Origin of the sequence: Nisaea sp., from assembly GCF_017640745.1 — a bacterium.
In the GTDB taxonomy this organism is placed as follows: domain Bacteria; phylum Pseudomonadota; class Alphaproteobacteria; order Thalassobaculales; family Thalassobaculaceae; genus Nisaea.
The window spans coordinates 40,911-63,184 of sequence record NZ_JAEPQA010000023.1 but is presented as its reverse complement, the minus strand read 5'-3'; the positions used below and the strand labels follow the sequence as shown (position 1 = coordinate 63,184).

17 protein-coding genes are annotated in these 22,274 nt (G+C 64.4%); 9 read left to right on the top strand and 8 right to left on the bottom strand.

The genetic code is table 11. The annotated features are described in order from the left end of the window. The first annotated feature begins 155 nt into the window (after positions 1-155). From lpxC to ligA, 4 genes are all read left to right on the top strand, one after another. Complete coding sequence (gene lpxC, locus JJ959_RS15925) at positions 156-1,070, top strand: UDP-3-O-acyl-N-acetylglucosamine deacetylase (RefSeq protein ID WP_292885594.1); 915 nt, start codon at positions 156-158, stop codon at positions 1,068-1,070. A 121-nt stretch (positions 1,071-1,191) separates the two neighbouring features. Beyond that, the gene (locus JJ959_RS15920) at positions 1,192-2,025 is read left to right on the top strand and encodes an outer membrane protein assembly factor BamD (RefSeq protein WP_292885591.1); all 834 of its coding nucleotides are present in this window, start codon (positions 1,192-1,194) and stop codon (positions 2,023-2,025) included. Positions 2,026-2,031: 6 nt separating this feature from the next. Next, positions 2,032-3,696 carry a DNA repair protein RecN gene (recN, locus tag JJ959_RS15915; RefSeq protein WP_292885589.1) on the top strand — a complete coding sequence of 555 codons (1,665 nt, stop codon included), beginning with the start codon at positions 2,032-2,034 and terminating at the stop codon, positions 3,694-3,696. Between the two features lie 11 nt (positions 3,697-3,707). Then, positions 3,708-5,795, top strand: a complete 2,088-nt coding sequence (gene ligA, locus JJ959_RS15910) for an NAD-dependent DNA ligase LigA (RefSeq protein WP_292885586.1) — start codon at positions 3,708-3,710, stop codon at positions 5,793-5,795. Positions 5,796-6,287: 492 nt separating this feature from the next. On the opposite strand, the gene JJ959_RS15905 is transcribed toward ligA, so the two are convergent. The 3 genes from JJ959_RS15905 to JJ959_RS15895 form a co-directional block, all read right to left on the bottom strand. Then, positions 6,288-6,620, bottom strand: coding sequence for a DHCW motif cupin fold protein (locus JJ959_RS15905; protein ID WP_292885583.1), 333 nt, complete (start codon positions 6,618-6,620; stop codon positions 6,288-6,290). A 67-nt stretch (positions 6,621-6,687) separates the two neighbouring features. Further along, the gene (locus JJ959_RS15900) at positions 6,688-7,476 is read right to left on the bottom strand and encodes an enoyl-CoA hydratase-related protein (RefSeq protein ID WP_292885580.1); all 789 of its coding nucleotides are present in this window, start codon (positions 7,474-7,476) and stop codon (positions 6,688-6,690) included. A 21-nt stretch (positions 7,477-7,497) separates the two neighbouring features. Then, complete coding sequence (locus tag JJ959_RS15895; protein WP_292885577.1) at positions 7,498-9,315, bottom strand: aminopeptidase P family protein; 1,818 nt, start codon at positions 9,313-9,315, stop codon at positions 7,498-7,500. 246 nt (positions 9,316-9,561) lie between these two features. Between JJ959_RS15895 and JJ959_RS15890 the strand changes: the two genes are divergently transcribed. Further along, a complete protein-coding gene (locus tag JJ959_RS15890; protein WP_292885575.1) occupies positions 9,562-10,002 on the top strand; it encodes a DUF1127 domain-containing protein in 441 nt (146 codons plus the stop codon). 115 nt (positions 10,003-10,117) lie between these two features. Here the strand turns inward: JJ959_RS15890 and JJ959_RS15885 are convergent, their stop codons facing one another. The 4 genes from JJ959_RS15885 to JJ959_RS15870 form a co-directional block, all read right to left on the bottom strand. Continuing rightward, positions 10,118-11,005 (bottom strand): 50S ribosomal protein L11 methyltransferase, encoded by an 888-nt coding sequence (locus JJ959_RS15885; protein WP_292885572.1) that lies wholly within the window; start codon positions 11,003-11,005, stop codon positions 10,118-10,120. Beyond that, complete coding sequence (locus JJ959_RS15880) at positions 11,002-13,311, bottom strand: ATP-dependent helicase (RefSeq protein WP_292885569.1); 2,310 nt, start codon at positions 13,309-13,311, stop codon at positions 11,002-11,004. The genes JJ959_RS15885 and JJ959_RS15880 overlap by 4 nt, the downstream gene beginning before the upstream one ends. 342 nt (positions 13,312-13,653) lie before the next feature. Beyond that, on the bottom strand, positions 13,654-15,447 hold the full coding sequence (locus tag JJ959_RS15875) for a chloride channel protein (protein ID WP_292885566.1): 1,794 nt from the start codon (positions 15,445-15,447) through the stop codon (positions 13,654-13,656). A 4-nt stretch (positions 15,448-15,451) separates the two neighbouring features. Further along, positions 15,452-15,943, bottom strand: coding sequence for a thioesterase family protein (locus JJ959_RS15870; RefSeq protein WP_292885563.1), 492 nt, complete (start codon positions 15,941-15,943; stop codon positions 15,452-15,454). A 59-nt stretch (positions 15,944-16,002) separates the two neighbouring features. Here JJ959_RS15870 and JJ959_RS15865 point away from each other — a divergent pair, with 59 nt between their 5' ends. From JJ959_RS15865 to JJ959_RS15850, 4 genes are all read left to right on the top strand, one after another. Further along, positions 16,003-16,959, top strand: coding sequence for a hypothetical protein (locus tag JJ959_RS15865; protein ID WP_292885560.1), 957 nt, complete (start codon positions 16,003-16,005; stop codon positions 16,957-16,959). Positions 16,960-17,061: 102 nt separating this feature from the next. Then, complete coding sequence (locus tag JJ959_RS15860; protein WP_292885557.1) at positions 17,062-18,813, top strand: hypothetical protein; 1,752 nt, start codon at positions 17,062-17,064, stop codon at positions 18,811-18,813. Between the two features lie 271 nt (positions 18,814-19,084). After that, a complete protein-coding gene (locus tag JJ959_RS15855) occupies positions 19,085-19,861 on the top strand; it encodes a VacJ family lipoprotein (protein WP_292885554.1) in 777 nt (258 codons plus the stop codon). 14 nt (positions 19,862-19,875) lie between these two features. After that, entirely contained in the window at positions 19,876-20,499 is a 624-nt protein-coding gene (locus JJ959_RS15850) for a phospholipid-binding protein MlaC (RefSeq protein WP_292885551.1), read from the top strand. Between the two features lie 85 nt (positions 20,500-20,584). Here JJ959_RS15850 and ettA read toward each other — a convergent pair whose 3' ends face one another. Further along, positions 20,585-22,267 carry an energy-dependent translational throttle protein EttA gene (gene ettA, locus JJ959_RS15845; protein ID WP_292885548.1) on the bottom strand — a complete coding sequence of 561 codons (1,683 nt, stop codon included), beginning with the start codon at positions 22,265-22,267 and terminating at the stop codon, positions 20,585-20,587. Positions 22,268-22,274: the final 7 nt, after the last annotated feature.

Below are 22,274 nucleotides of genomic sequence, written 5' to 3'. Positions count from 1 at the left end.
TGCTTACGGCGTAATATTCAGTTACAAAGAGTGATTTGAGAGCCCCGGGAGATATTGATACATCTTCTGGGGCTTTCATTATCTAGAGCAACTCCGTTCAGAATTTGCCGGGAAAACGCGGGCAAATCAGGCGGTTGCAGCAGGAGCATCGTTAAGTGATTTCGCAACAGACCTTGAAGACGAGCATATCCTGCACGGGTGTCGGGTTGCATGGCGGTGTCGACTGCGTGATGACGCTGCACCCCGCGGATGCCGATCACGGCATCGTCTTCAAGCGTACCGATGTCTCCGGCAAGGATCCGCTGGTCCCGGCGCGCTGGGACATGGTCCACGATGCGACCATGTGCACCCGGCTGCAGAACCCGGACGGCGTGACCGTCTCCACCGTCGAGCATCTGATGGCGGCGCTCGCCGGCTGCCGCATCGACAATGCGCTGATCGAGATCGACGGCCCGGAAGTGCCGATCATGGACGGCTCCTCCGAGCCCTTCGTCCTGCTGATCGAATGTGCCGGGGTGCGCAAGCTTCCCGCGCCGCGCAAGGCGATCCGGGTCCTGAAGCCCGTGTCCGCCTCGGATGACAAGCGGCATATCGCGCTCAGCCCGGACGATCATTTCTCCGTCAATTTCGAGATCGAGTTCGACAGCGCGGCCATCACCGAGAAGCAGCTCGACGTGAAACTGGTCAACGGCACCTTCAACGAGCAGATCAGCGGCGCGCGCACCTTCGGCTTCATGCAGGATATCGACCGGCTGCGGGCCGCGGGCCTCGGCCGTGGCGGCAATCTCGACAATGTGGTGATCGTCGACGGCGACCGGATCCTCAACGAGGGCGGACTGCGCTTCAAGGACGAGTTCGTGCGCCACAAGATCCTCGATTGCGTCGGCGATCTCTATCTCGCCGGCGCGCCGATTCTCGGCCGTGTCGACGCCTCCAAGTCCGGGCATCTGTTCAACAACAAGCTGCTCCGGGAGCTGTTCGCGGACGAAAGCGCCTGGGAGCTGGTCGAGATGACGCCAGAGATGGCGGCTGCCGATCACGACCATCCGCTGCTTGCCGCGACCGCTTAATTCCTCTATCCGATCACTCAGGACGGAGCGTTCTCGCCGACCCGCGTCGGCCGGAAGCTAGCCCCTTGGCTGCAGCGCCCCGGGACCGTATTTTCTAAGGACACATGTCCGGGGAAATCCGATGAAGTTCGCCTATGGAGGTCTGGGTCCGCTGCGGCTGAAGAACCTTGCACTGCTAGCCTGCGCCCTTGCCCTCGTGGCCTGCAGCTCCGACGAGGAGAAGCTCGAATATGTCGAGCGCCCGGTCGAGGAGCTCTATAACGAGGCGGTCGATACTGCGCTCGACGGCGACTACAAGAAAGCCGCACCGCTGTTCGACGAGGTGGAGCGCCAGCATCCCTATTCCGTCTGGGCCACCCAGGCCCAGCTGATGGCCGCCTACTCGCTCTACCAGAGCAACAAGTACGACGACGCGATCAGTGCGCTCGACCGCTTCATACAGCTCAATCCAAGTAACCAGAATGTCGACTATGCCTATTACCTGAAGGGGCTCTGCTACTACGAGCAGATCGTCGATGTCGGACGCGACCAGAAACTGACGCGCAACGCGATGGAGACCCTGGACGAACTGGTCCAGCGCTTTCCGGAGAGCAAATATTCCCGTGATGCCCTGCTGAAGATCGACCTCACCCGGAACCACCTTGCCGGCAAGGAGATGGAGATCGGCCGCTTCTACCTGCGCCAGGGCAAGTATCTCGCCGCCATCAACCGCTTCAAGAAGGTGGTCGAGGATTACGACACCACCGACCAGGTGCCCGAAGCACTGCATCGCCTGACCGAGGCCTATACCGCCCTTGGCCTGCACGAACAGGCCCAGCGGACCGCTGCGGTGCTCGGGCACAACTATCCGGGCAGCGAATGGTACCAGGACAGCTACGCGCTGGTGACCACCGGCAGCAGCCGCGGCGGCGGTGACGGCGACGGCCTTCTCGGTCTCGGCCTCTGGGTATTCTGACGTAACATGCTGACCGGCCTCACGATCCGCGACGTGGTGCTGATCGACAGGCTCGACCTCGCTTTCGGGCCCGGCCTCTCCGTCCTGACCGGCGAGACCGGTGCCGGCAAGTCGATCCTGCTCGACGCGCTCGGCCTCGCTCTCGGCGCTCGGGCGGACAGCGGACTGGTGCGCAACGGCGCCAAACAGGCCGTCGTCACGGCAAGTTTCGAGGTCCCCGACGGCCACGGATCGGCGGAAATCCTCGAGGAGATGGGGATCGAGGCGGACGGACCGGTGATCCTGCGGCGCGTCCTCACCGCCGACGGACGCAGCCGCGCCTTCGCCAATGACGAGCCGGTCAATGTCGCCACCCTGAAGCGGCTCGGCGAAACCCTGGTCGAGATCCAGGGCCAGTTCGACCAGCGCGGCCTGATGGATCCGGCGACCCACCGCGAAACACTCGACCTGTTCGGCGGTCATGGCGGCCTGCTCTCCGCGGTCCGCGCCGCCCACGGCACCTGGAGCGAGGCCCGTGCAGCGCATCGCCGGGCCCGCGAGGAACTGGAAAGGGCGCGCGCCGACGAGGAGCTGCTGCGCCACAATGTCGAGGAACTCGACGCGGCCGCGCCCGAGGAGGGCGAGGAGACCCGCCTCGCCTCCGACCGGACACTCTTGGCGAACGCGGCGCAGATCCTCGAGGCGATGAACGGTGCCGCCGGGGCGCTGGAAGGCGAGGACGGCGCCGAACAGGCAATCGCGACCGCCCAGCGCATTCTGGAGCGGGTGCGCGACCGGGCGGGCGACAGGCTCGATTCCGTGATCGACGGGCTCGACCGGGCCGCCGCCGAGATCCAGGAGGCGCAGCACGCGCTCAGCCAGATCGCCTCGGACGTCGAGACCGACAGCGGGCGGCTCGAGGAGGTTGACGACCGGCTGCATATGCTGCGCGCGCTCGCCCGCAAGCACGATATCGAGGCCGACCGGCTGCCGGAGATCCACAGGGCGCTCTCCGCCCGCCTCGCCGCGCTGGACGATGCCGGCGGCGGTCTCGCCGACCTCGCCCGTGCCGAGGAGAAGGCCCGCGAGGCCTATGTCGCGGCGGCAAAGAGCCTGAGCGCGGCACGCGAGGCCTCGGCCGCCCGCCTGGACAAGGCGCTGACCGCAGAACTGGCACCGCTCAAGCTCGACAAGGCACGGGTAAAGACGGAGCTCGAGCCGCTTGCCGAGAGCGAGTGGGGTGCCGGCGGAACGGAGCGGGTGAGCTTCCAGGTCTCGACCAACCCGGGTGCGCCTTTCGGCCCGCTCGCCCGGATTGCCTCCGGCGGCGAGCTCTCGCGCTTCCTGCTCGCCCTGAAGGTGGTGCTCTCAGAGGCCAATCCGGTCTCGACCCTGGTGTTCGACGAGGTCGACAGCGGCGTCGGCGGCGCGGTCGCAGCGGCAGTCGGCGAACGGCTCGCGCGGCTCGGTTCCGAGACGCAAGTTCTGGTCGTCACCCACTCGCCGCAGGTCGCGGCGCGCGGCGCCCGGCACTGGCATGTCGCCAAGCAGGCGGACGGCGAGCTGGTGAAGACGGCGGTCTCCCAACTTGCCGCGAGCGAACGCCGCGAGGAACTGGCCCGCATGCTCTCCGGCGCGACCGTGACCGACGAGGCGCGAGCGGCGGCCGACAGTCTACTCAATCCAGCCTGAGGACGAGATCCATGGCAGCGCCGGCAGACCCGAAACCGGTCGAAACCCTTACCCGCGCGGAGGCGGATTTCGAATTGCGCTGGCTCGCGGCGCAGATCGAAAAGCACGACAAGCTCTATCACCAGAAGGACGCGCCGGAGATCAGCGACGCCGACTACGACGCGATGCGCCGCCGGAACGACGAGATCGAAGCGCTTTTCCCCGACCTGATCCGGCCTGACAGCCCGTCAAGGCGGGTCGGCGCGGCACCGGCCGCGGGTTTCTCGAAGGTCCGCCACCGCCGGCCGATGCTCTCGCTGTCAAACGCCTTCTCCGAAGAGGACGTTCGTGACTTCGTCGCCCGTATCCGCCGCTTCCTCAGTCTCGGCGAGGAGGAGCCGGTGGCGCTGGTCGCCGAGCCGAAGATCGACGGTCTCTCGGCGTCGCTGCGATACGAGAACGGCAAGTTCGTGCTGGGCGCGACCCGCGGCGACGGAACCGAGGGCGAGGACATCACCCGCAACCTGCAGACCATCGGCGACATTCCGGCAGAGCTCCCGGACGGAGCGCCCGCCGTGTTCGAGGTGCGCGGCGAGGTCTTCATGAGCAAGGCTGATTTCGCCGCACTCAATCAGCGGCAGGAAGAGGCGGGAAAGAAGATCTTCGCAAATCCGCGCAATGCGGCCGCCGGATCGGTCCGTCAGCTCGACCCGTCGATCACCGCGAGCCGCCCGCTCCGCTTCTTCGCCTATTCCTGGGGCGAGGTCTCCGAGATGCCGGCGGACACCCAGCGCGGGTTCCTGGACAGGCTGGAGCAGTGGGGCTTCGTGACCAACCCGATGACCCGGCTCTGTGACGGGGCCGATACGGCGCTCAAGGCCTATGAGGAGATCGGCCACGCCCGCCCGACGCTCGACTACGATATCGACGGCGTCGTCTACAAGGTCGACCGGCTGGACTGGCAGGACCGGCTCGGCATGGTCAGCCGGGCGCCGCGCTGGGCCATCGCGCACAAGTTCCCGGCCGAACAGGCGGAGACGATCCTCGAGAAGATCGAGATCCAGGTCGGCCGCACCGGCGCCCTCACCCCGGTCGCGCGGCTGACGCCGATCACGGTCGGCGGCGTCGTGGTCTCCAACGCCACCCTGCATAACGAGGACGAGATCCGGCGCAAGGACGTCCGTGTCGGCGATACGGTCGTGATCCAGCGCGCCGGCGACGTCATCCCTCAGGTCGTCCGCGTGGTCGAGGAGCGCCGCCCCGAAGGCACGGAGCCCTATGTCTTCCCGACCCATTGCCCGGTCTGCGGCAGCGAGGCGGTGCGCCCCGAGGGCGAGGTGATCCGGCGCTGCACCGGCGGCCTGATCTGCGCCGCCCAGGCGGTCGAGCGGTTGAAACATTTCGTCTCGCGCGACGCCTTCGACATCGAGGGGCTCGGCGCCAAGCAGGTCGAGGCCTTCTACGAGGACGACCTGATCAAGCAGCCGGGCGACATCTTCCGCCTGAAGACCCGTGCGGACAGCCTGATGGAGCGCGAGGGATGGGGCGAGAAGTCCGTGACCAACCTGCTCGCCGCAATCGAGGAGCGCCGGAATATCGGCCTCGATCGCTTCATCTACGCTCTCGGCATACGTCAGGTCGGTCAGGCGACCGCCAAGCTGCTCGCCGCCAATTACGGTACGCTGGAGGCGCTGACCTCAGCCATGCTGGAAGCGAGCGATCCGGAATCCGAATCCTATGCCAATCTGATCAACATCGACCAGATCGGCCCCTCGGTCGCGGAGGACCTCACGGCCTTCTTTCATGAGGACCACAACCGCGAGGTCCTGCGCGATCTGGAGAACGAACTGGAAATCCAGAGCTTCGTGCGCCAGGTCGCGGACGACAGCCCGGTGGCCGGCAAGACCGTGGTCTTCACCGGAACCCTCACCTCCGTCAGCCGCAACGAAGCCAAAGCGAAGGCCGAATCCCTCGGCGCGAAGGTCGCGGGGTCGGTCTCGAAGAAGACGGATTATGTGATTGTCGGCGCCGATGCCGGTTCGAAAGCCCGCAAGGCAGAGGAACTTGGGGTCACGATCCTCACCGAAGAAGAATGGCTGGAGATGATCGGGGCGTCTTAAGCCCTCTTCTCGTTATCCCGGCGCGGGCCGGGACCCAGGGGATCGCAGAAACTCGAGCGACATCGCTGGGGCCCGGCCTCCACCGGGGCGACAACTAAGGGCAGATGCCGAACGAGGCCATGCTATTCCCCGTCGGGACGACAAGCCCACCTGCTATGTAATTGACGCATATCAACCCTGAGATTTCTCGATTACTCGCTTTGCAGTAGATCGCCTATTTGGGGATCAGCAACGGCGAACGAGCGACGGGCTCAGTGCCTCTTACCCCCGAGGAGGTTGCGATGACGAGTTTCCACTATGTCGGTTTGTCCCACATGGCCGCGATCGGCGTTCTCACGCTGGTTCTCGCCATCGTTGCCGGATGAGCCCGAACGAAAGCCTTACAACTCCCCTCCCCTGAAAACGGGTTCCGGAAACGGAGCCCGTTTTTTTACGCGCGGCAGGTCGGCGCTTCAGCTCTGCAGCGAGGCCGCAGGAACGTGTGCCGTCGGATTAGTCGACGATGAAGAGCTTGGCGCCGGTCCGGGTCGATGAACGGTGAGCGGGGTCCCCGAAATCGGATACCTGATAACTCATGCCGGGCTTCAGAACGAAACGCCGCCCGTCACGCAGTTCGGTTTCAAGCTCGCCCTCCAGCACATAGAGGATATGGCCCCGATCGCACCAGTGATCGGCCAGGTAGCCCGGCGTGTATTCGACCTGGCGGATACGGATGTCGCCCATGGCAAGCGTGCGCCACAGGGCCTTCCCCGTTTCGCCCGGATGTTCCGTCGCCTCGATCGTGGCCCAATCGACGACGGTAAAAGGATTGTCGGGTAGTTTCATGGGGTCTGGTCTCTACAAATGCCCACAAGCACGAACAGGAATGGCGCGCCGATGACGCCCCGGCCGCTCAGCGCCCCTTGAAGTTCGGCTTCCGCTTGTTGAGGAAGGCGTCGAGGCCCTCGCGACCGTCCTCGGTCTGGGCGAGCTCCGCGATGGTCCGGGTCTCGTCCTCCATCTGCGCTTCCACCGATTGCTGGAAACTGGAGGCGAGCAGCCGTTTCACGCCGCCATAGGCACGGGTCGGACCGCTCGCGAACTTCTGCGCAAGCTTGGTCGCCTCGTCTGCGAGATCGTCATCCTCGACCACGCGGGTGACGATGCCCCAGTCCTGCGCCTCCTCGGCGCTCAGGGTGCGGTTCGTCAGCATCAGCTCCATCGCCCGCCGCATGCCGACGACTCGGGGCAGGAAATAACTGGAGCTGCCGTCCGGCGAGAGACCTGCGGCGGTATAGGCCATCTTGAACTGAGCCGATTTCGCCGCCAGCACGATATCGCCGATCAGCGACAGGCTGAAGCCCGCCCCCGCCGCCATGCCCTGAACGGCGACGACCACCGGCGAGTTCAACCGGTGCAGCCGGGAGACGGCAGCGTGGAAATAGGCGGTGGTTTCCTTCAGGCAGGCTCCGATCCGGTCGCTCTGCGATTCAAAGTATTTCAGATCGCCACCGAAGCCGAAAACCGTGCCGCTGGCATCGAGAATGACGGCGCGCACATCCGGATCCTCGCTCGCGTTGATCGCGGCCTCGAGCAACTCGTGAGCCAGCGCGAGATTGACCGCGTGCCCCGCTTCCGGGCGGTTCAGCGTGATCCGCGCAACGCCGTCTGTCGCATCGTACAGAATCGTTTCGTAAGCCATCTCTGTCCCCCCTCTGCCCCTTTATGCCTGCGCCTGTTCCTTGTCCGCCAGCGGCGCGGTCGCGTCGACCAGCCAGGCTGCGGTCTCCGGATCGAGTTCCGGACCAAGCGTGTCGCGCACCCGTGCATGATAGGCGTCGAGCCAGGCGATCTCGTGACGATCAAGCAGCGAGAGATCGATCAGCGCCCGGTCGATCGGTGCCTGCGTCAGGGTTTCGAACCCGAGCATCGGCCGCTCCGCCCCGGCAACCTCGCGCTCCTCCACGACCACCAGATTCTCGATCCGGATACCGAAAGCGCCGGCCCGGTAGTATCCGGGTTCGTTGGAGATGATCATGCCGGGTTTCAGTTCGGCGCCGCCACCGGACTTCGATATCCGTTGCGGCCCCTCGTGCACGCCGAGATAGGCACCGACGCCATGCCCGGTGCCGTGATCGTAGTCGAGCCCGGCCGCCCAGAGATGACGGCGCGCCAGCACGTCGAGCTGGCCGCCGGTCGTCCCCGCCGGGAACACCGCTTCGGAGAGCGCGATCATGCCTTTCAGCACCAGGGTGAAGCAGCGCTGTTCCTCGTCGCCGACCACACCGGTTGACAGGGTGCGGGTAATGTCCGTCGTGCCGTCGAGATATTGCGCACCGGAATCGACCAGATACAGTTCCCCCGGATTGAGATCGCGATTGCTCTCCTCCGTTACCCGGTAATGCACGATCGCGCCGTTGGGGCCGGCCCCCGAAATGGTGTCGAAGCTCGGCCCGCGGAACATCTCGTGTTCCGCCCGGAAGCCGTGCAGCCGCTCGACCAGCGTCATCTCGTCGAGCCCGCCCTGATGCGCCCGCGCCGCGAACCAGCAGAGGAAACGCGCATAGGCGAGGCCATCGCGGAAATGCGCAGCCCGTACGCCGATCAGCTCGACATCGTTCTTCACCGCTTTCGCGGCAATGATCGGATCGGCTTCCGTATCCAGCTTGCCGCCCGCGGTCCGGATCCGCTCCATCGGCCAGGCCGGCGCACTCTCCGGATCGATCCTCAGGACCTTGCCTGCGGCGGCGATCGCATCGAGAGCCGCCCCGAGTTCCTCCCGCCCCCGGATCGTGACCGCATTGCCGAGATGGGCACGGACCTCGTCGCCGATCTTGCGCGGGTCGACAAAGAGTTCCGCCGTTCCGTCGGCGGATAACACCGCGAAACAGAGACAGAGCGGTGTGTTCCGCACGTCGTCGCCGCGGACATTGAGGAGCCAGGCGATGGATTCCGCAGAGGTGACCAGCAAGGCATCGACTTTTGCCCCGGCGAGAAGCGCGCCGATTTCCGTGCGTTTTTCCTCCGAACTCCTGCCAGCATAGGCCGTCGGGTGCGGTTTCATCGGTTCGGCCGGGGGCTCCGGCCGGTCACTCCAGATCGCATCGATCGGGTTGCTTTCCAGCAGCTTCAGCTCAGCGCCCGCCTTTTCCACCGCCTTGCGCAAGCGTTCGAGCTGGCGGTCCGTATGCAGCCACGGGTCAACTCCGAACCGTTTGCCGCTCTGAAGATGCTCCCCGATCCAGTCGGCGGGCGTCTTGTCAGCGCTGTTCAGGCGCTCATAAAGCGCGCCATCAACCTGATCCCGGATTTGCAGGGTGTAGCGGCCGTCGGTAAACACGGCCGCCGTCTCCGGCAGCACGACTGCGGTTCCGGCGGATCCCGTAAAGCCGGTGAGCCAGGCGACACGTTCCGCCGAGGCGGGCAGGTATTCGCTCTGGTGCTCGTCGGCCCGCGGCACGATCATGCCGTCGACCCCTGCCGCCGCCAGGGCCGCCCTCAATGCTGCCAGCCGTTCCGCGGCGCCGCCCGTTTCGGACATGCGATCCCCCCGCTTTCTTCAAAATCATCGATCGCCGTCAGATTAGGCAGCGGAGCGAATGGGAACAAGGGAGCGAAACCCGAACGACAGGCAAGAAATATTAACGAGCGATTAAGTCAGCGCATAGCAATTGCTCTTGCGCATGCGCAAAACGCATAACTGCGCTGCAAACACATCGCTCCTCGCATGTCAAGCGAGGATCTATATTCCAGTCATCGAACAACAGAGCCTTACGAGGCGAAGATCATGAACTACTACAAACTGAGCCGCGCCGATAACCTGCGCGTGATTGAAGCGGGCCCCTTTGTTGCCCGGGTCAGCGATCCGGACAACACAGTGATCCGCAATCACAGCCTCTATTCCGCCGAGATGCACATCCGCGAGGAATGGAACCGCTACATCGGCACCCTTCTTGTGAACGGAGTGAAAACCATGTTCTCGAACCTGATCAACCGCCTCCGGGTCTCCCGTACGATGGCGGAACTGAACGACCTCGACGACCGCATGCTGGCGGATATCGGCCTCTATCGCAGCGATATCGCCCATGTCGCCCGCAAGCTGGCCGCGTCCACGACCGAGCCGGTCGCCGCGAAGACGATCATCGCTCCGATGGCCGCCGTCGCCGAAGCTCCGGCGGTCGTTACCGTCGAAGCCGCGAATACCGACGAGCACCGGGAAGCCGCCTGATATCCCCCTCCCCAAAGGAGGCTTTCCAAGCTCGAATACCGGCGGTTCCGGACCTTCCTCCCATCCGGAACCGCCGATTTTCCCCTAAGTAGATGCGTCCCTGCCGGCGCGGTCCTCAGACCGTGCCGGTTTTCTTTTCCAGCAGCAGCGTCATCCAGTCGCCGTAGCGCCATTTGCGCACCAAGCGGAGCCCCTGGCTCCGGTGCGCCGCAACGACCGCGGCAGTCTGATGGAAGAGCAATCCCGACAGCACCGCCATGCCGCCCGGCTTGAGCTGATGCGCCAGGTCCGGCGCCATCCGGCACAACGGACGGGCAAGGATGTTGGAAAGAATGAGATCGTAGGAGCCCGCCGGCTCCCGCGCCAGAACGTCATAGCCGTTTCCGGCGTCGGCACGCACCCGCGCGGCGACACCGTTCGCGACGGCATTCTCGCGCGTCGTCGTCACCGACACCGGATCGATATCCACGGCGCGCACGCGGGCGTCGGGCCAGATCTTCGCCGCCGCCATGCTGAGAATTCCCGATCCGCAGCCCATATCGAGCACGTTCCGCGGCCGTATCCGATGCGCCAGCATGCCGATCGCGCGCAGACAGCCTTCGGTCGTTCCGTGCGAGCCGGAGCCGAAGGCCTGCGCCGCATCCACTTCGATCGCGAGAACCGCCTTCGGCGTCTTCCCACGGAGATGCGAGCCATGCACCAGGAAGCGTCCGAACTGCATCGCGGGGAAGGATTCCCGGTTGAGCCGGATCCAGTCGGTCTCCGGCAACAGGGCGACCTCCACCTCGGGCAAGGCACACCCCTCGACCGCGGCCGCGACCGAAAGCGCGGCAACGATCGCGCCCCGGTCCGGCTCCTCGGTCGTCACGCCCTTGAGGACCCAGATCCCGCGATCCTCTTCCTCGAATACGGAAATCGCCTCGACGAACGGCTCGAGGACGTCGGAAAGCGGCAGCGCCGCCTCCGCGGAGGTCTCCAGCGAGACCTGCCAGATTGGTTTCATGGTTTGCTCACAAAGCTCGCGACGACTTTCTTGCTGCCTGCCTTGTCGAAGGCAATCTGCAGCTTGTCCCCATCGATGGAGGAAACGGTGCCCATGCCGAATTTCTGGTGGAAGACCCGTTCCCCGACCGAGAAGCCCGACGGCGAGGACCGGTCGACGACATAGCCCTTGCCTTCCAGAAGAGGCGGCCCGGCACGGCTCTCGCCCCTTCGCCGGCCATAGCCGGGACCGCGTCCCGACTGGGCCGAGCCATAGCCGAAACCCCCGTCTCCCCAGAGATCCGCAGCGCCGGACGCGGCGCCATATCCGCCATAGCGCGAGCCCTGGAACCCGGTCTCGCTGGAAATCTCGACATGCTCGTCCGGCAATTCCTCGACAAAGCGCGACGGAACAGAGCTCTGCCACATGCCATGCACGCGGCGGTTCGCGGCGAAGCTGATATGTACGCGCTTGCGCGCCCGCGTCAGCCCGACATAGGCCAGCCGCCGTTCCTCTTCGAGCCCGGCGGCGCCGTTCTCGTCCAGCGCCCGCTGGTTCGGAAACATGCCGTCCTCCCAGCCGGGCAGGAAGACGTCGTTGAATTCGAGGCCCTTGGCGGCATGCAGGGTCATGATGCTGACCTGCTCCTGATCAGCGCTTTCCGCGTTTTCCATGACCAGGCTGATATGTTCGAGGAAGCCGGCGAGGTTCTCGAACTCCTCCATCGCACCGCAGAGTTCCTTGAGGTTCTCCAACCGTCCGGGCGCCTCCGGCGACTTGTCCTTCTGCCACATCTCGGTATAGCCGGACTCGTCCAGCACGATACGGGCGAGGTCGCTGTGGTCCTCGACCTCGACGAGAGAGCGCCAGCGCTCGAAATTCTCGATCACCTCGGCGAGCTTGCGCTTCGCCGCCGGTTTCAACTCGTCGGTCTCGACGATGCGCGCGGCCGCGCGGTAGAGCGACGTACCTTCGTTCCGGGCGAGGTGATGCACCGCCTGCATGGTGCTGTCGCCGATCCCCCGCTTCGGCTTGTTGACGATCCGCTCGAAGGCGAGATCGTCGTCACGCTGATTGATCACCCGGAGATAGGCGAGAGCATCGCGGATCTCCATCCGCTCGTAGAACCGTGCGCCGCCGACAACCCGGTAGGGCAGACCGATGGTGAGGAAGCGTTCCTCAAACTCACGGGTCTGGAATCCGGCGCGCACCAGCACCGCAATCTCGGAGAGTTTCGCGCCCTTGCGCTGCAGCGCCTCGATTTCCTCGCCGACATAGCGGGCCTCGGACTCGCCGTCCCAGAGCCCGCGGACCTCCAGCTTCTCGCCGTCCGAACCCTCGGTCCAGAGCGTCTTGCCGAGCCGCCCCTCATTGTGGGCGATCAGACCGGAAGCCGCCGCGAGGATGCGGGAGGTGGAGCGGTAATTCTGCTCCAGCCTGACGATCCGGGCGCCGGGAAAATCCTTCTCGAATTTCAGGATGTTGCCGACCTCGGCACCGCGCCAGCCATAGATCGACTGATCGTCGTCACCGACGCAGCAGATATTCCGGTTCCTCTGCGCCAGCAGCCGAAGCCAGAGATACTGGACGACGTTCGTGTCCTGATATTCATCGACAAGAATGTGGGTGAACTGATCGTGGTATCGCGAGAGCACATCGGGATGGCTCTGGAAGATGTCGACGACCAGCAACAGCAGATCACCGAAATCCACCGCGTTCAGGATCTTAAGCCTCTCCTGGTATTGCCGGTAGATCTCGACAAGCCGCCCACCGGCAAGATCGCCGGCCTCATCGCGCCCGATCTTGTCGGGTGTCAGTCCGCGATCCTTCCAGCGCTGGATCACCCCCATCATGGCGCGCGCCGGCCATTTCTTGTCGTCGATGTTCGACGCCTGCAGGATCTGTTTCAGCAGCCGTTGCTGATCGTCCGCATCGAGGATGGTGAAGTCGGGCCGCAGCCCGACGAGCTCCGCATGACGCCGCAGGATCTTGGCGCCGAGGGCATGAAAGGTGCCGAGCCAGACCTGCTCCGCCATCGGGCCGATGACGGCAGCCACGCGCTCGCGCATCTCCCGCGCCGCCTTGTTCGTGAAAGTGACAGCAAGCACGTTCCAGGGCCGCGCCGTGCCGGTCGAAATCAGATGAGCGAGCCGCGTCGTCAGCACGCGGGTCTTGCCCGTTCCGGCGCCGGCCAGCACCAGAACCGGACCGTCCAGAGACCGTACCGCCTCTGCCTGTGGCGTGTTCAGCCCGTCGAAGTAGGGCTCGGTCTCGGCACCGCCCGAAAGCGGCTGTTCAGGTTCACTTTCAAAAAACAGATCAGTCATTCAATCCAGCGCACGATCCGAAAGAGCTTGCCAAATGCCTCGCCCTTTAACAAAGTTTTAGTAAATTAGGGCTTACAGTTCATTTAAATCGAGGTGGTCCTCAGACATTTTGAAAAAACCACCAAGAACGAATACCCGGTCCCATTGCCGAAGGCGCGTCTTGCGCTAGCTATATCACAGATGGATCGGGTCAAGCGTTAGTACGGTTTCGGATCCGTTGTCGCACCTTTCAAGAGCCGGTCCCAAATGGTCGCGACAAACGGTAGACGGGGTGCCAATCCATCACTTGTCCCCAACGGGTGAATGGAAGCACCCCGTCGTCTTTTGGCGAACAAGTCCCGCTCAACGCCCCCGGCTTTCCCCATGTTCCTCGTCGCGCAGGCGTTCCAGTGCCTGATTGTACGCGCGCATGACATCGGCCTCGTCGAGCCGTCCGACAAGAACCGGCCATGCAGGCTCGCGGACGACCGGAAGCTGCCCGTCGCCTCCCGAACCGAACCGGTCCAAAACCGACCCCAATTCGTCTCCCGCGGCGAGAATCGGACGCGACCGGTCAAGGACATCGTCGAGCTTGAATTCCGCCTCCGTACCGGTTCCGAACGCATGTTTTCCGAGATTGGCCAAGGTTGCGCTGCCTTGCAGCCGGCCTTTTTCGTCGGTCACGTAGATCACGCCTCCGGCCGCGCTGAGCAGGGCCTTCCTGACCTCCTCGAGTGACGCATCGTTGCGGATCGAGGCCTGGTCGTCCCGCATCAGGTCTCTCACGGTGATACCGCTCAGCACGGCGACGTCGTGACTGCCGCGCACGGTGATGCCGCGCGCCGCGAGCTGATCGTGGAACAGCGACGGTCCGTGCAGGGTCCGGGTCAGCAGCGACGCGATCACCACGGCCACCATGACGGCGATCGTCAGCCGGTAATCGCCCGTCAGCTCCACGATGATGAGCATGGTCGAGATCGGCGCCCCGAGGACCGCCCCCGAAACAGCTCCCATCCCGACCAGGGTGTAGGCGCCGTGCCCGGAAGAGAGATCCGGGTTCGGGATCGACGCAATAATTCCGAAGGCGCCCCCGACCATGGCGCCGATGAACAGGCTCGGACTGAAGACGCCGCCGCCGAAACCGAAACCGAAGGAGATACCGGTCGCGACGATCTTGAGCAGGGCCAGAGTGACCAGCATGAGCAGCGCATAGTTCTCGTTCAGCGCGTTATCCATGGCCTCGTAGCCGACACCCAGAATTTCTGGGTAGAAGACTGCAATGCCACCGATGACAAGCCCGCCCACGGCCGGCCGGATCCACAGCGGCAGCCGGGTGGAGTCGGCCACTTTCTGCGAGAACCGGAACACCCGCATGAAGGTAACCGCGGCGACGGCGGAGGTGATGCCGAGCAGGGCAAAGGCTCCGAACTCGAAGAAGGACGCGATCTCGTGCGGGGGCACGACAAAAGCGGGCACGTCGCCGAAATAGGTCCGCGACACCACCGTGCCGGCCACCGAGGCGATGACAATCGGGGCGAAGGCGGTCAGCGCGTAATGCCCGATGACAACCTCCAGGGCGAAGAAGACCCCGGCCACCGGCGCGTTGAACGATGCCGCGACCGCCGCCGCGACGCCGCAGCCGAGCAGGGTGCGGGACTGCGAGCGGTTGAGCCGGAAGCGGCGCCCGATCCAGCTTGCGATCGTGGCCCCGAGATGCACCGCGGGCCCTTCCCGCCCGACAGAGGCGCCTGCGCCGATGGAGGCCGCGCTGACGAAGGCCGCCCCGAGACCGACCCGGCCGGAGACGCGCCCAGCCCGCAGCGCGTTCGCCTCGATCACATCGGCCACGCCCTGGGGCCGGCCGCCGGGCATGAGGTACCGCAGGAACAATCCGATCAGCAGCCCGCCGGCGGCCGGCGCAAGCAGCACGTGCCACCAGGCGAGACCGGCAACTCCCGACGCCACCCGCTCGTGCTCGAAACCCAAAAAGCCCGTCTGGATAAGGCCGATCAGTTCCCGGAACAGGACGGCGGAAAAGGCCGCCGCCACGCCGATGACGACGGCCAGTCCGGACAGCAGCACCTGCTCGTTCCGAAGCGCATGGAGCGCCCGTTCACGTCCCTTGGAAATCCACTTCACCGGAAAGCCGTCGGACATTTCTTCACCGTCGCCGGATGCCGATCGCGTGTCCGGCGGCATCCGGTCGCGGCAGCGTTTTATGGAGATCGTGCAGTTCGGCAATCCGCGACAGCGCGGAAGCCAGAAACGGCGCCGGACGGCGCGTCGTGAGGTCCATGTGCATGATCATCAGTTCATTGGTCGCGGCGAGATAGCCTTCCCCGGCATGATACATCCGGTGGAACAGGTGCACGCGTTTCGAATCGTGATCGAGAAACTGCGTCGTGAAGCGCAAGCGGTCACCCGGATGCACCTCGCGGTCATAGGTGACATGCGCCTCCAGAACGAAAACGGACGCCTCTTCGGCCCGCCTGTAGGATTCCCCGATGCCCAGATGGTCCAGAACGACGTCGGTCGCCTTATCGAAGGCAACGACGTAGTAGCCCACGTTCATATGCCCGTTATAGTCGGTCCACTCGGTGGGGACGGTCAGTTCGCCGGAGGCGAAACACTTATTCGAATCAGCCGGTTCCATAAAGCCGACCATACCGGCAATTCTGCCGTCCTGCCATGACGCAAAAGGAGCGGATCCAGGTGAGGCTGCTGCAATATCTCGGACGGCGCGCAGCGCTTGTCATGGCCCTCGGAGTCTTCATCGGGCTCGCTCTGCCGGAACTGGCTGCGGTCGCGAAACCGCTGCTCGCGCCCACAGTGATCGTCATGCTGACACTGGCGATGACCCGGACCGACGCGTCCTCGCTCGGTCAGACCAGCCGGCGCTTCGGAACCCACCTGGTGGCCATCGCGTGGCTGCTGGTGGCGACGCCCTGCCTATTCTATCTCGTGCTCACCTGGCTCGAAGTCCCTTCGGATCTCGCGGTTCCGCTTCTGATCTGGAGCGGCAGCCCGCCGCTGGTCACGGTTCCGGTCATCGCGCTGATCATCGGGCTCGATGCGGCCGCCGCGCTGTTCCTGATGGTCATCTGTACCTTTGCCTTCCCCTTCATCCTTCCGGGCCTGTTGTTCTGGCTGATCGGAATCGAGGTCGATCTCGGCGCCGGCGCCCTGACCTTGAGGCTTGCCCTGATGATCGCCGGCTGCGCCATCGCCGCGACGGTACTGCGGCGCAAGCTCGGCCCCACCTTCCTGCGCGAGAAATCGGCCATCATCGACGGAGTTGCGGTGCTTCTGATGCTGATCTTCGCCGTCTCCGTGATGGATGGGGTACGGGACTGGCTGGAAAGGGACCCCGGGACGGTCCTGCTTTACACAGCTGCCGCCTTCGCCGCGAGCATCGCGCTGCAAGTCGCAGGCGGGCTGCTTTTCTTCTGGACCGGGAGACAGAATCAACTTTCCGTCGCCCTCTGTTCGGGGAATCGCAACATGGCGCTGTTCATGGCCGCGGCCGGACCGGCGCTCGGGCCGGAGGCGTTTCTTTTTTTCGCCGTCGTCCAGTTTCCCATTTACATTCTTCCGGCGCTGCAGAAGCCGATTTACCGGTATTTTTCCGGAAGAATACTCGCAACTCAGGCGGGAAAGACGCATTTGTGAACAGGCTGAGCGCCCGTTGTTAACGGAATGGCATAGAATCTGAATTAGATTACGTGCCATCTGTCCAACTCCCGTTTTGGGGCAGCGGAAGGGAAACCGCTTTTGCGTTCTGCGATCACACGAGCGAAACGCCGGGGCCGGCTCGGCATCTGGCAAAGACGCCTGACGATTGTCGCGCTGACTTCGATCGCTGTGACCGCAAGTTACTTCTTCACCCTCGGCAAGGCGCCCAACTACCAGCACCTGGTGGCGGTCACAATCGGTGTGTTCGGCTTCTGCGGTCTGATCGCCGACTGGGTTGTCTCGCGAGATATCCAGCGCGGCGGCGGCGTCCAAGCGATGCGCTCGGGCGGAACGCTCAGCACTGGCCCCGGAGCGATGGCCGGGCGGCTGTGGGCCCAGGGAGAAGGGTTCCGCCTGCACGGACTGTTCTCGGAGGCCAAGGACAACTTTCAGGAAGCGCGCGACCTGTTCAAGGAAGCCAAGGACAATGAGGGCATCGTCGATTGCCTCTTGAGCCTCGGCAAGCTCGAGCGTGCGCGCGGTCACCCGGACGACGCGGCGCGAAACTACGAATCCGCCTATAACGCGGCAAACACCTCCAAACTCCGCTCCAGCATGGCAAACGCCTTGCTTCAGCAGGGCTATCTTCTGGTCGAGCGGAAGAGTTTCGACGGCGCCAGGGAAGCCTTTGCCGAGGCCGGACGTCTGTTCGCCGACGAGAATTTCCGCTTCGGCGAAGCGAACGCGACCCTCGGGCTCGCCGAAGCGGCGATGCAGCTCACCAAGTCGGACGAAGCGGCCGGCGCTTTCGAGCACGCGCATTTCCTGTTCAGCCAGGTCGGCGACCGCAGCGGAGAAGCGCACGCGCTCTATTGCCGGGCGGAAATCGACCGGCAGACGCGAAAGACGGCGGAAGCACAGAACCGCCTCGAACGCGCCCTGACGCTCTACCGCCGCACCGGCGACTTCATCGGCGAGGCGATGACCCGGCTCGCCATGACGGACATCCTGCGCCGCCTGGAAAGGGCTCCGAACGCCCAGGCGACCGCCCTCGAAGCCGCCGACCGGTTTCGCGACGCCGCCAGACGAGTCGGCAACAGCACGCTGATGGCCGGCCGCGGCGACCTGAGGCGGGCCCCGATCCGGTTCGATTTCGCCCGCTCCCAGGGTACCGTCGCGCGGACCCTGCTCGCCGAGTCGAAGGATGACAGCCTGGAAGCGCGCTTCGTGATCGGGCTCGGCGAAATGGAGCGCATGGCCGGGCGCCTGGAAGACGCGCGGGTCAATTTCGAGCGCGCCATCCAGCTCTCCAAAGGCGGCGACAAGCTTCCGATTCTCGCCGACGCCCTCAAGGGCAAGGGGCGCGTCGAAATGCAGAAGGGAAACAATCGCGGCGCCCGCGAGGTGATGAAGGAAGCCCAGAACCACTACCGGAATGCCGGCGGCACCCGGGATGCGGCGCAAACCCTGATGGACATGGGCCAGATCGACCTGCTGATGGAGATGCCGGACCGGGCCCGGGTAACCTTCGCTCAGGCGCGCACGATGTATCGGGGCCTGAACGAGATGGCCCTCGAGGGAGCGGCGCTCCGCGCCATCGGGGATCTCGAATCGCAACTAGGGCGCCTGTCGCAGGCGCAGCAGGCCTATGCCGAGGCACGGGGCCTGTTCCGTCAGGCGGCCGACCATATCAGCGAGGCCGACGCTTTGCTCATGATCGGCCTGCTCTCGATCAATATCGACAATGCCACCGCCGCCGCCTTCACGATCCAGGCCGGGCGCCTCTACAAGGCCGTCGGCACGATCGAATGGAACCGCCGCGCTTTCGCGCTGGCGCGCCGCATCAGATAGACAGGTGGACCATGGCACGCCGGAGCGCGATATTTTTGCAACATCAGTGCGCTAACAAATCGTGGATAAATTGCGGGGCTCTGGCCTTGCTTAAACCTCTATGGTACCAGCTAATCCTCGCGGCTGAAGACACCGAGGTTGGCAACCCCATGTCTGTGAATAGGGTTGCGAACTTCGGAAGCAGGGGCGGGCGTCCGCTGGGATGCACAGGTAACGGGTTGGGAAAATGACATTTTTGTCTCGGATGCATCGGGCAGCCGGCGTTTTTCTCGTGCTGTTTTTGCTCGCGGGTTGCGCCTCCGCTCCGCAGGACGCGGCTGAGGGTCCGCAGATTTACGACCCCATCGAGCCGGTCAACCGTGTGTTTTTCGCGATGAACGACGCCGTAGACACGATGGTCCTGCGGCCGACCGCATTCGTTTACAAGACCGCCGTGCCGGATCCGATCCAGGACATGGTCCGGAATTTCCTTCTCTGGCTGCGCTCACCGGTCGTGATTGCGAACAGCCTGTTGCAGGGCGATACGGACAACGCCGGCAACGCGACACGCCAGTTCTTCGTCAACGGCGTGACCGCCGGCCTGATCGACTGGGGCAACGGGCTCGGCTGGGGTTATCGCGACGAAGACTTCGGCCAGACACTTGGCGTGCATGGTGTCGCGGGAGGTCCCTACCTCGTCATTCCGATCCTCGGCCCGTCTAACGGTCGCGATCTGGTTGGCAGGGTCGTCGACAGGTTCTTCGATCCCCTTACCTACATCGTCTCCGGCCCCGGGGCCCGCAACGCGATCACCATCGCGCGCGGCACGGGCGAAGCGGTCGATTTCCGGGCCCGCAACTACGACTCGATCAACGATCTGAGAGCCTCGTCTGTCGATTACTATGCGCGTGTTCGGTCGATCTACCTGCAGCGCCGCGATGCGGAGATCAGCAACGGGCAGCCGCCAAAAGGCGTGCAGGCCGCCGATGGCAGCCAGGAATTCGAGAAGTTCGAACCGTCCGATCGCCCGCGTTCCGTGACCGGCGAGCTTCCGGCGAACACGAACTAGCCTGAGGCATCTCGATGACCGTTCTGCAGCGCGCCATCTTCGGCCTTTTGGTCTGCGTCTCGCTTGCGACGTATCCCGCCCTCGCCGACAGCAAGGGCGAGAATGCGGAGAAGTTCGTCGCCAAGCTGGGAGAGACCGCCCTCAGCATGGTTACGAACAAGGATCTGGTCGGTGACGCCCGGCGCGAAGAATTCCGCAAACTGCTGCAGGCGAATTTCGATATGGCCTGGATCGGGCAGTTTGTGCTCGGCAAGCACTGGCGCCGCGCCAGTCCCGATCAGCGGGAAACCTATCTGAAGCTGTTCGAAGAGAGCGTCGTCTTCACCTACACGAATCAGTTCGACGAGTATTCTGGGCAGACCTTCGAGGTCACCGGGAACACAGAGGCCGACCGCTTCACCATGGTGAAGAGCAAGATCGTCGATCCCGCCAACCCGGAGAGCAGTGTGCTCGTCGACTGGCGCCTGATCGAGGACAACGGCAATTTCAAGATCGTCGATGTCGTGATCGAAGGCATCAGCATGGGCATCACCCAGCGCAACGAGTATTCCGCCGTCATCGACAGCAATGGCGGGAAGATCGACTCACTGCTGGTCAAGATGGAAGAGATCCTGGAGAACCTGCGCAAACGCGCCTGATCCCTACCCCCGGCAACATCCGCATTGCCCAAACAAAAACGCCGGCCAAAAGGCCGGCGTTTCATGTTTCGGGACCGCGCTCCGCTCAGGCGCGGGCGATCGGCTTGTACTTGATCCGGTGCGGCTCGAGCGCGTCCGCTCCAAGACGGGCCTTCTTGTCTTCCTCGTAGGCCTGGAAGTTGCCTTCGAACCACTCGACATGGCTGTCGCCCTCGAAGGCGAGGATGTGGGTCGCGATACGGTCGAGGAACCAGCGATCGTGGGTGATGACCACGGCGCAGCCGGCGAATTCCAGCAGTGCCTCTTCCAGTGCCCGAAGCGTATCGACGTCAAGATCGTTCGTCGGTTCGTCGAGCAGCAGCAGGTTGGCGCCGGACTTCAGCATCTTGGCGAGATGGACGCGGTTGCGTTCACCGCCGGAGAGCTGGCCGACCTTCTTCTGCTGATCCGCGCCGCGGAAGTTGAACTGGCCGCAATAGGCGCGGCTCTGCATCTTGCGGCGGCCGAGATCGATCTCGTCCAGCCCGTCGGAGATTTCCTCCCAGACGGTCTTGTTCGGATTCAGCGAGTCGCGGGACTGGTCGATATAGCCGAGCACAACCGTGTCGCCGACGGTGAAGCTTCCCTGATCCGGCTGCTCCTGCCCGGTAATCATGCGGAACAGGGTCGTCTTACCGGCGCCGTTCGGACCGATCACCCCGACAATGCCGCCCGGCGGCAGCTTGAAGGAAAGATCGTCGATCAGCAGGCGGTCGCCGAAGCCCTTGGAGAGGTGCTCCGCCTCGATCACCTGACCGCCGAGGCGCGGGCCTGCCGGGATGACGATCTGCGCGGCATCGCTGGCCTTTTCCTGGCTCTTGGCGAGCAGTTCCTCGTAGGCGTTGAGACGCGCCTTGCTCTTGGCCTGACGGGCGCGCGGCGACTGCCGGACCCATTCCAGTTCCTGTTTGAGGGTGCGCTGGCGCGAATCCTCGGCCCGGCCCTCCTGCTCCAACCGCTTCTGCTTCTGCTCGAGCCAGCCGGTATAGTTGCCTTCATAGGGAATGCCGCGGCCGCGATCGAGTTCGAGGATCCAGCCCGCCACCTCGTCGAGGAAGTAGCGGTCGTGGGTCACGGTCACGACGGTGCCCGGGAAGTCGTGCAGGAAACGCTGCAGCCAGGCCACGGATTCGGCGTCGAGGTGGTTGGTCGGCTCGTCGAGCAGCAGCATGTCCGGTGCCGAGAGCAGCAGCTTGCAGAGCGCGACGCGGCGGCGCTCACCGCCGGAAAGCTTTGTGACGTCGGCATCGCCCGGGGGCAGGCGCAGCGCGTCCATGGCGATCTCGACCTTGCGGTCCAGATCCCAGGCGTCGGCGGCGTCGATCTTCTCCTGCAGCTCGGCCTGTTCGGCGAGCAGATCGTTCATCTCGTCGTCGGTCATTTCCTCGGCGAAGCGGGCGCTGACCTCGTTGAAGCGGTCGAGCAGGTCCTTGGTCTCGCCCATGCCTTCCATGACGTTGCCGTGCACGTCCTTGTCCGGGTTGAGCTGCGGTTCCTGCGCCAGGTAGCCGACCTTCACGCCGTCGGCCGCCCAGGCCTCGCCCTGAAACTCTTCGTCGACCCCGGCCATGATCCGGAGCAGCGTCGACTTACCGGCGCCGTTGCCCCCGAGCACGCCGATCTTGGCGCCCGGCAGGAAGGACAGATGGATGTTCTTCAGAACCTCGCGCCCGCCGGGATAGGTCTTGCTCAGACCCTTCATCACATAGATGTACTGATAGGCTGCCAAGGGGCCG

What these genes read in the sequence shown, in the direction of transcription:
- JJ959_RS15920 (WP_292885591.1), top strand. Translation starts at nt 1,192, where the DNA reads ATGAAGTTCGCCTATGGAGGTCTGGGTCCGCTGCGGCTGAAGAACCTT.
- recN (WP_292885589.1), top strand. Translation starts at nt 2,032, where the DNA reads ATGCTGACCGGCCTCACGATCCGCGACGTGGTGCTGATCGACAGGCTC.
- ligA (WP_292885586.1), top strand. Translation starts at nt 3,708, where the DNA reads ATGGCAGCGCCGGCAGACCCGAAACCGGTCGAAACCCTTACCCGCGCG.
- JJ959_RS15905 (WP_292885583.1), bottom strand. Translation starts at nt 6,620, where the DNA reads ATGAAACTACCCGACAATCCTTTTACCGTCGTCGATTGGGCCACGATC.
- JJ959_RS15900 (WP_292885580.1), bottom strand. Translation starts at nt 7,476, where the DNA reads ATGGCTTACGAAACGATTCTGTACGATGCGACAGACGGCGTTGCGCGG.
- JJ959_RS15895 (WP_292885577.1), bottom strand. Translation starts at nt 9,315, where the DNA reads ATGTCCGAAACGGGCGGCGCCGCGGAACGGCTGGCAGCATTGAGGGCG.
- JJ959_RS15890 (WP_292885575.1), top strand. Translation starts at nt 9,562, where the DNA reads ATGAACTACTACAAACTGAGCCGCGCCGATAACCTGCGCGTGATTGAA.
- JJ959_RS15885 (WP_292885572.1), bottom strand. Translation starts at nt 11,005, where the DNA reads ATGAAACCAATCTGGCAGGTCTCGCTGGAGACCTCCGCGGAGGCGGCG.
- JJ959_RS15880 (WP_292885569.1), bottom strand. Translation starts at nt 13,311, where the DNA reads ATGACTGATCTGTTTTTTGAAAGTGAACCTGAACAGCCGCTTTCGGGC.
- JJ959_RS15875 (WP_292885566.1), bottom strand. Translation starts at nt 15,447, where the DNA reads ATGTCCGACGGCTTTCCGGTGAAGTGGATTTCCAAGGGACGTGAACGG.
- JJ959_RS15870 (WP_292885563.1), bottom strand. Translation starts at nt 15,943, where the DNA reads ATGGAACCGGCTGATTCGAATAAGTGTTTCGCCTCCGGCGAACTGACC.
- JJ959_RS15850 (WP_292885551.1), top strand. Translation starts at nt 19,876, where the DNA reads ATGACCGTTCTGCAGCGCGCCATCTTCGGCCTTTTGGTCTGCGTCTCG.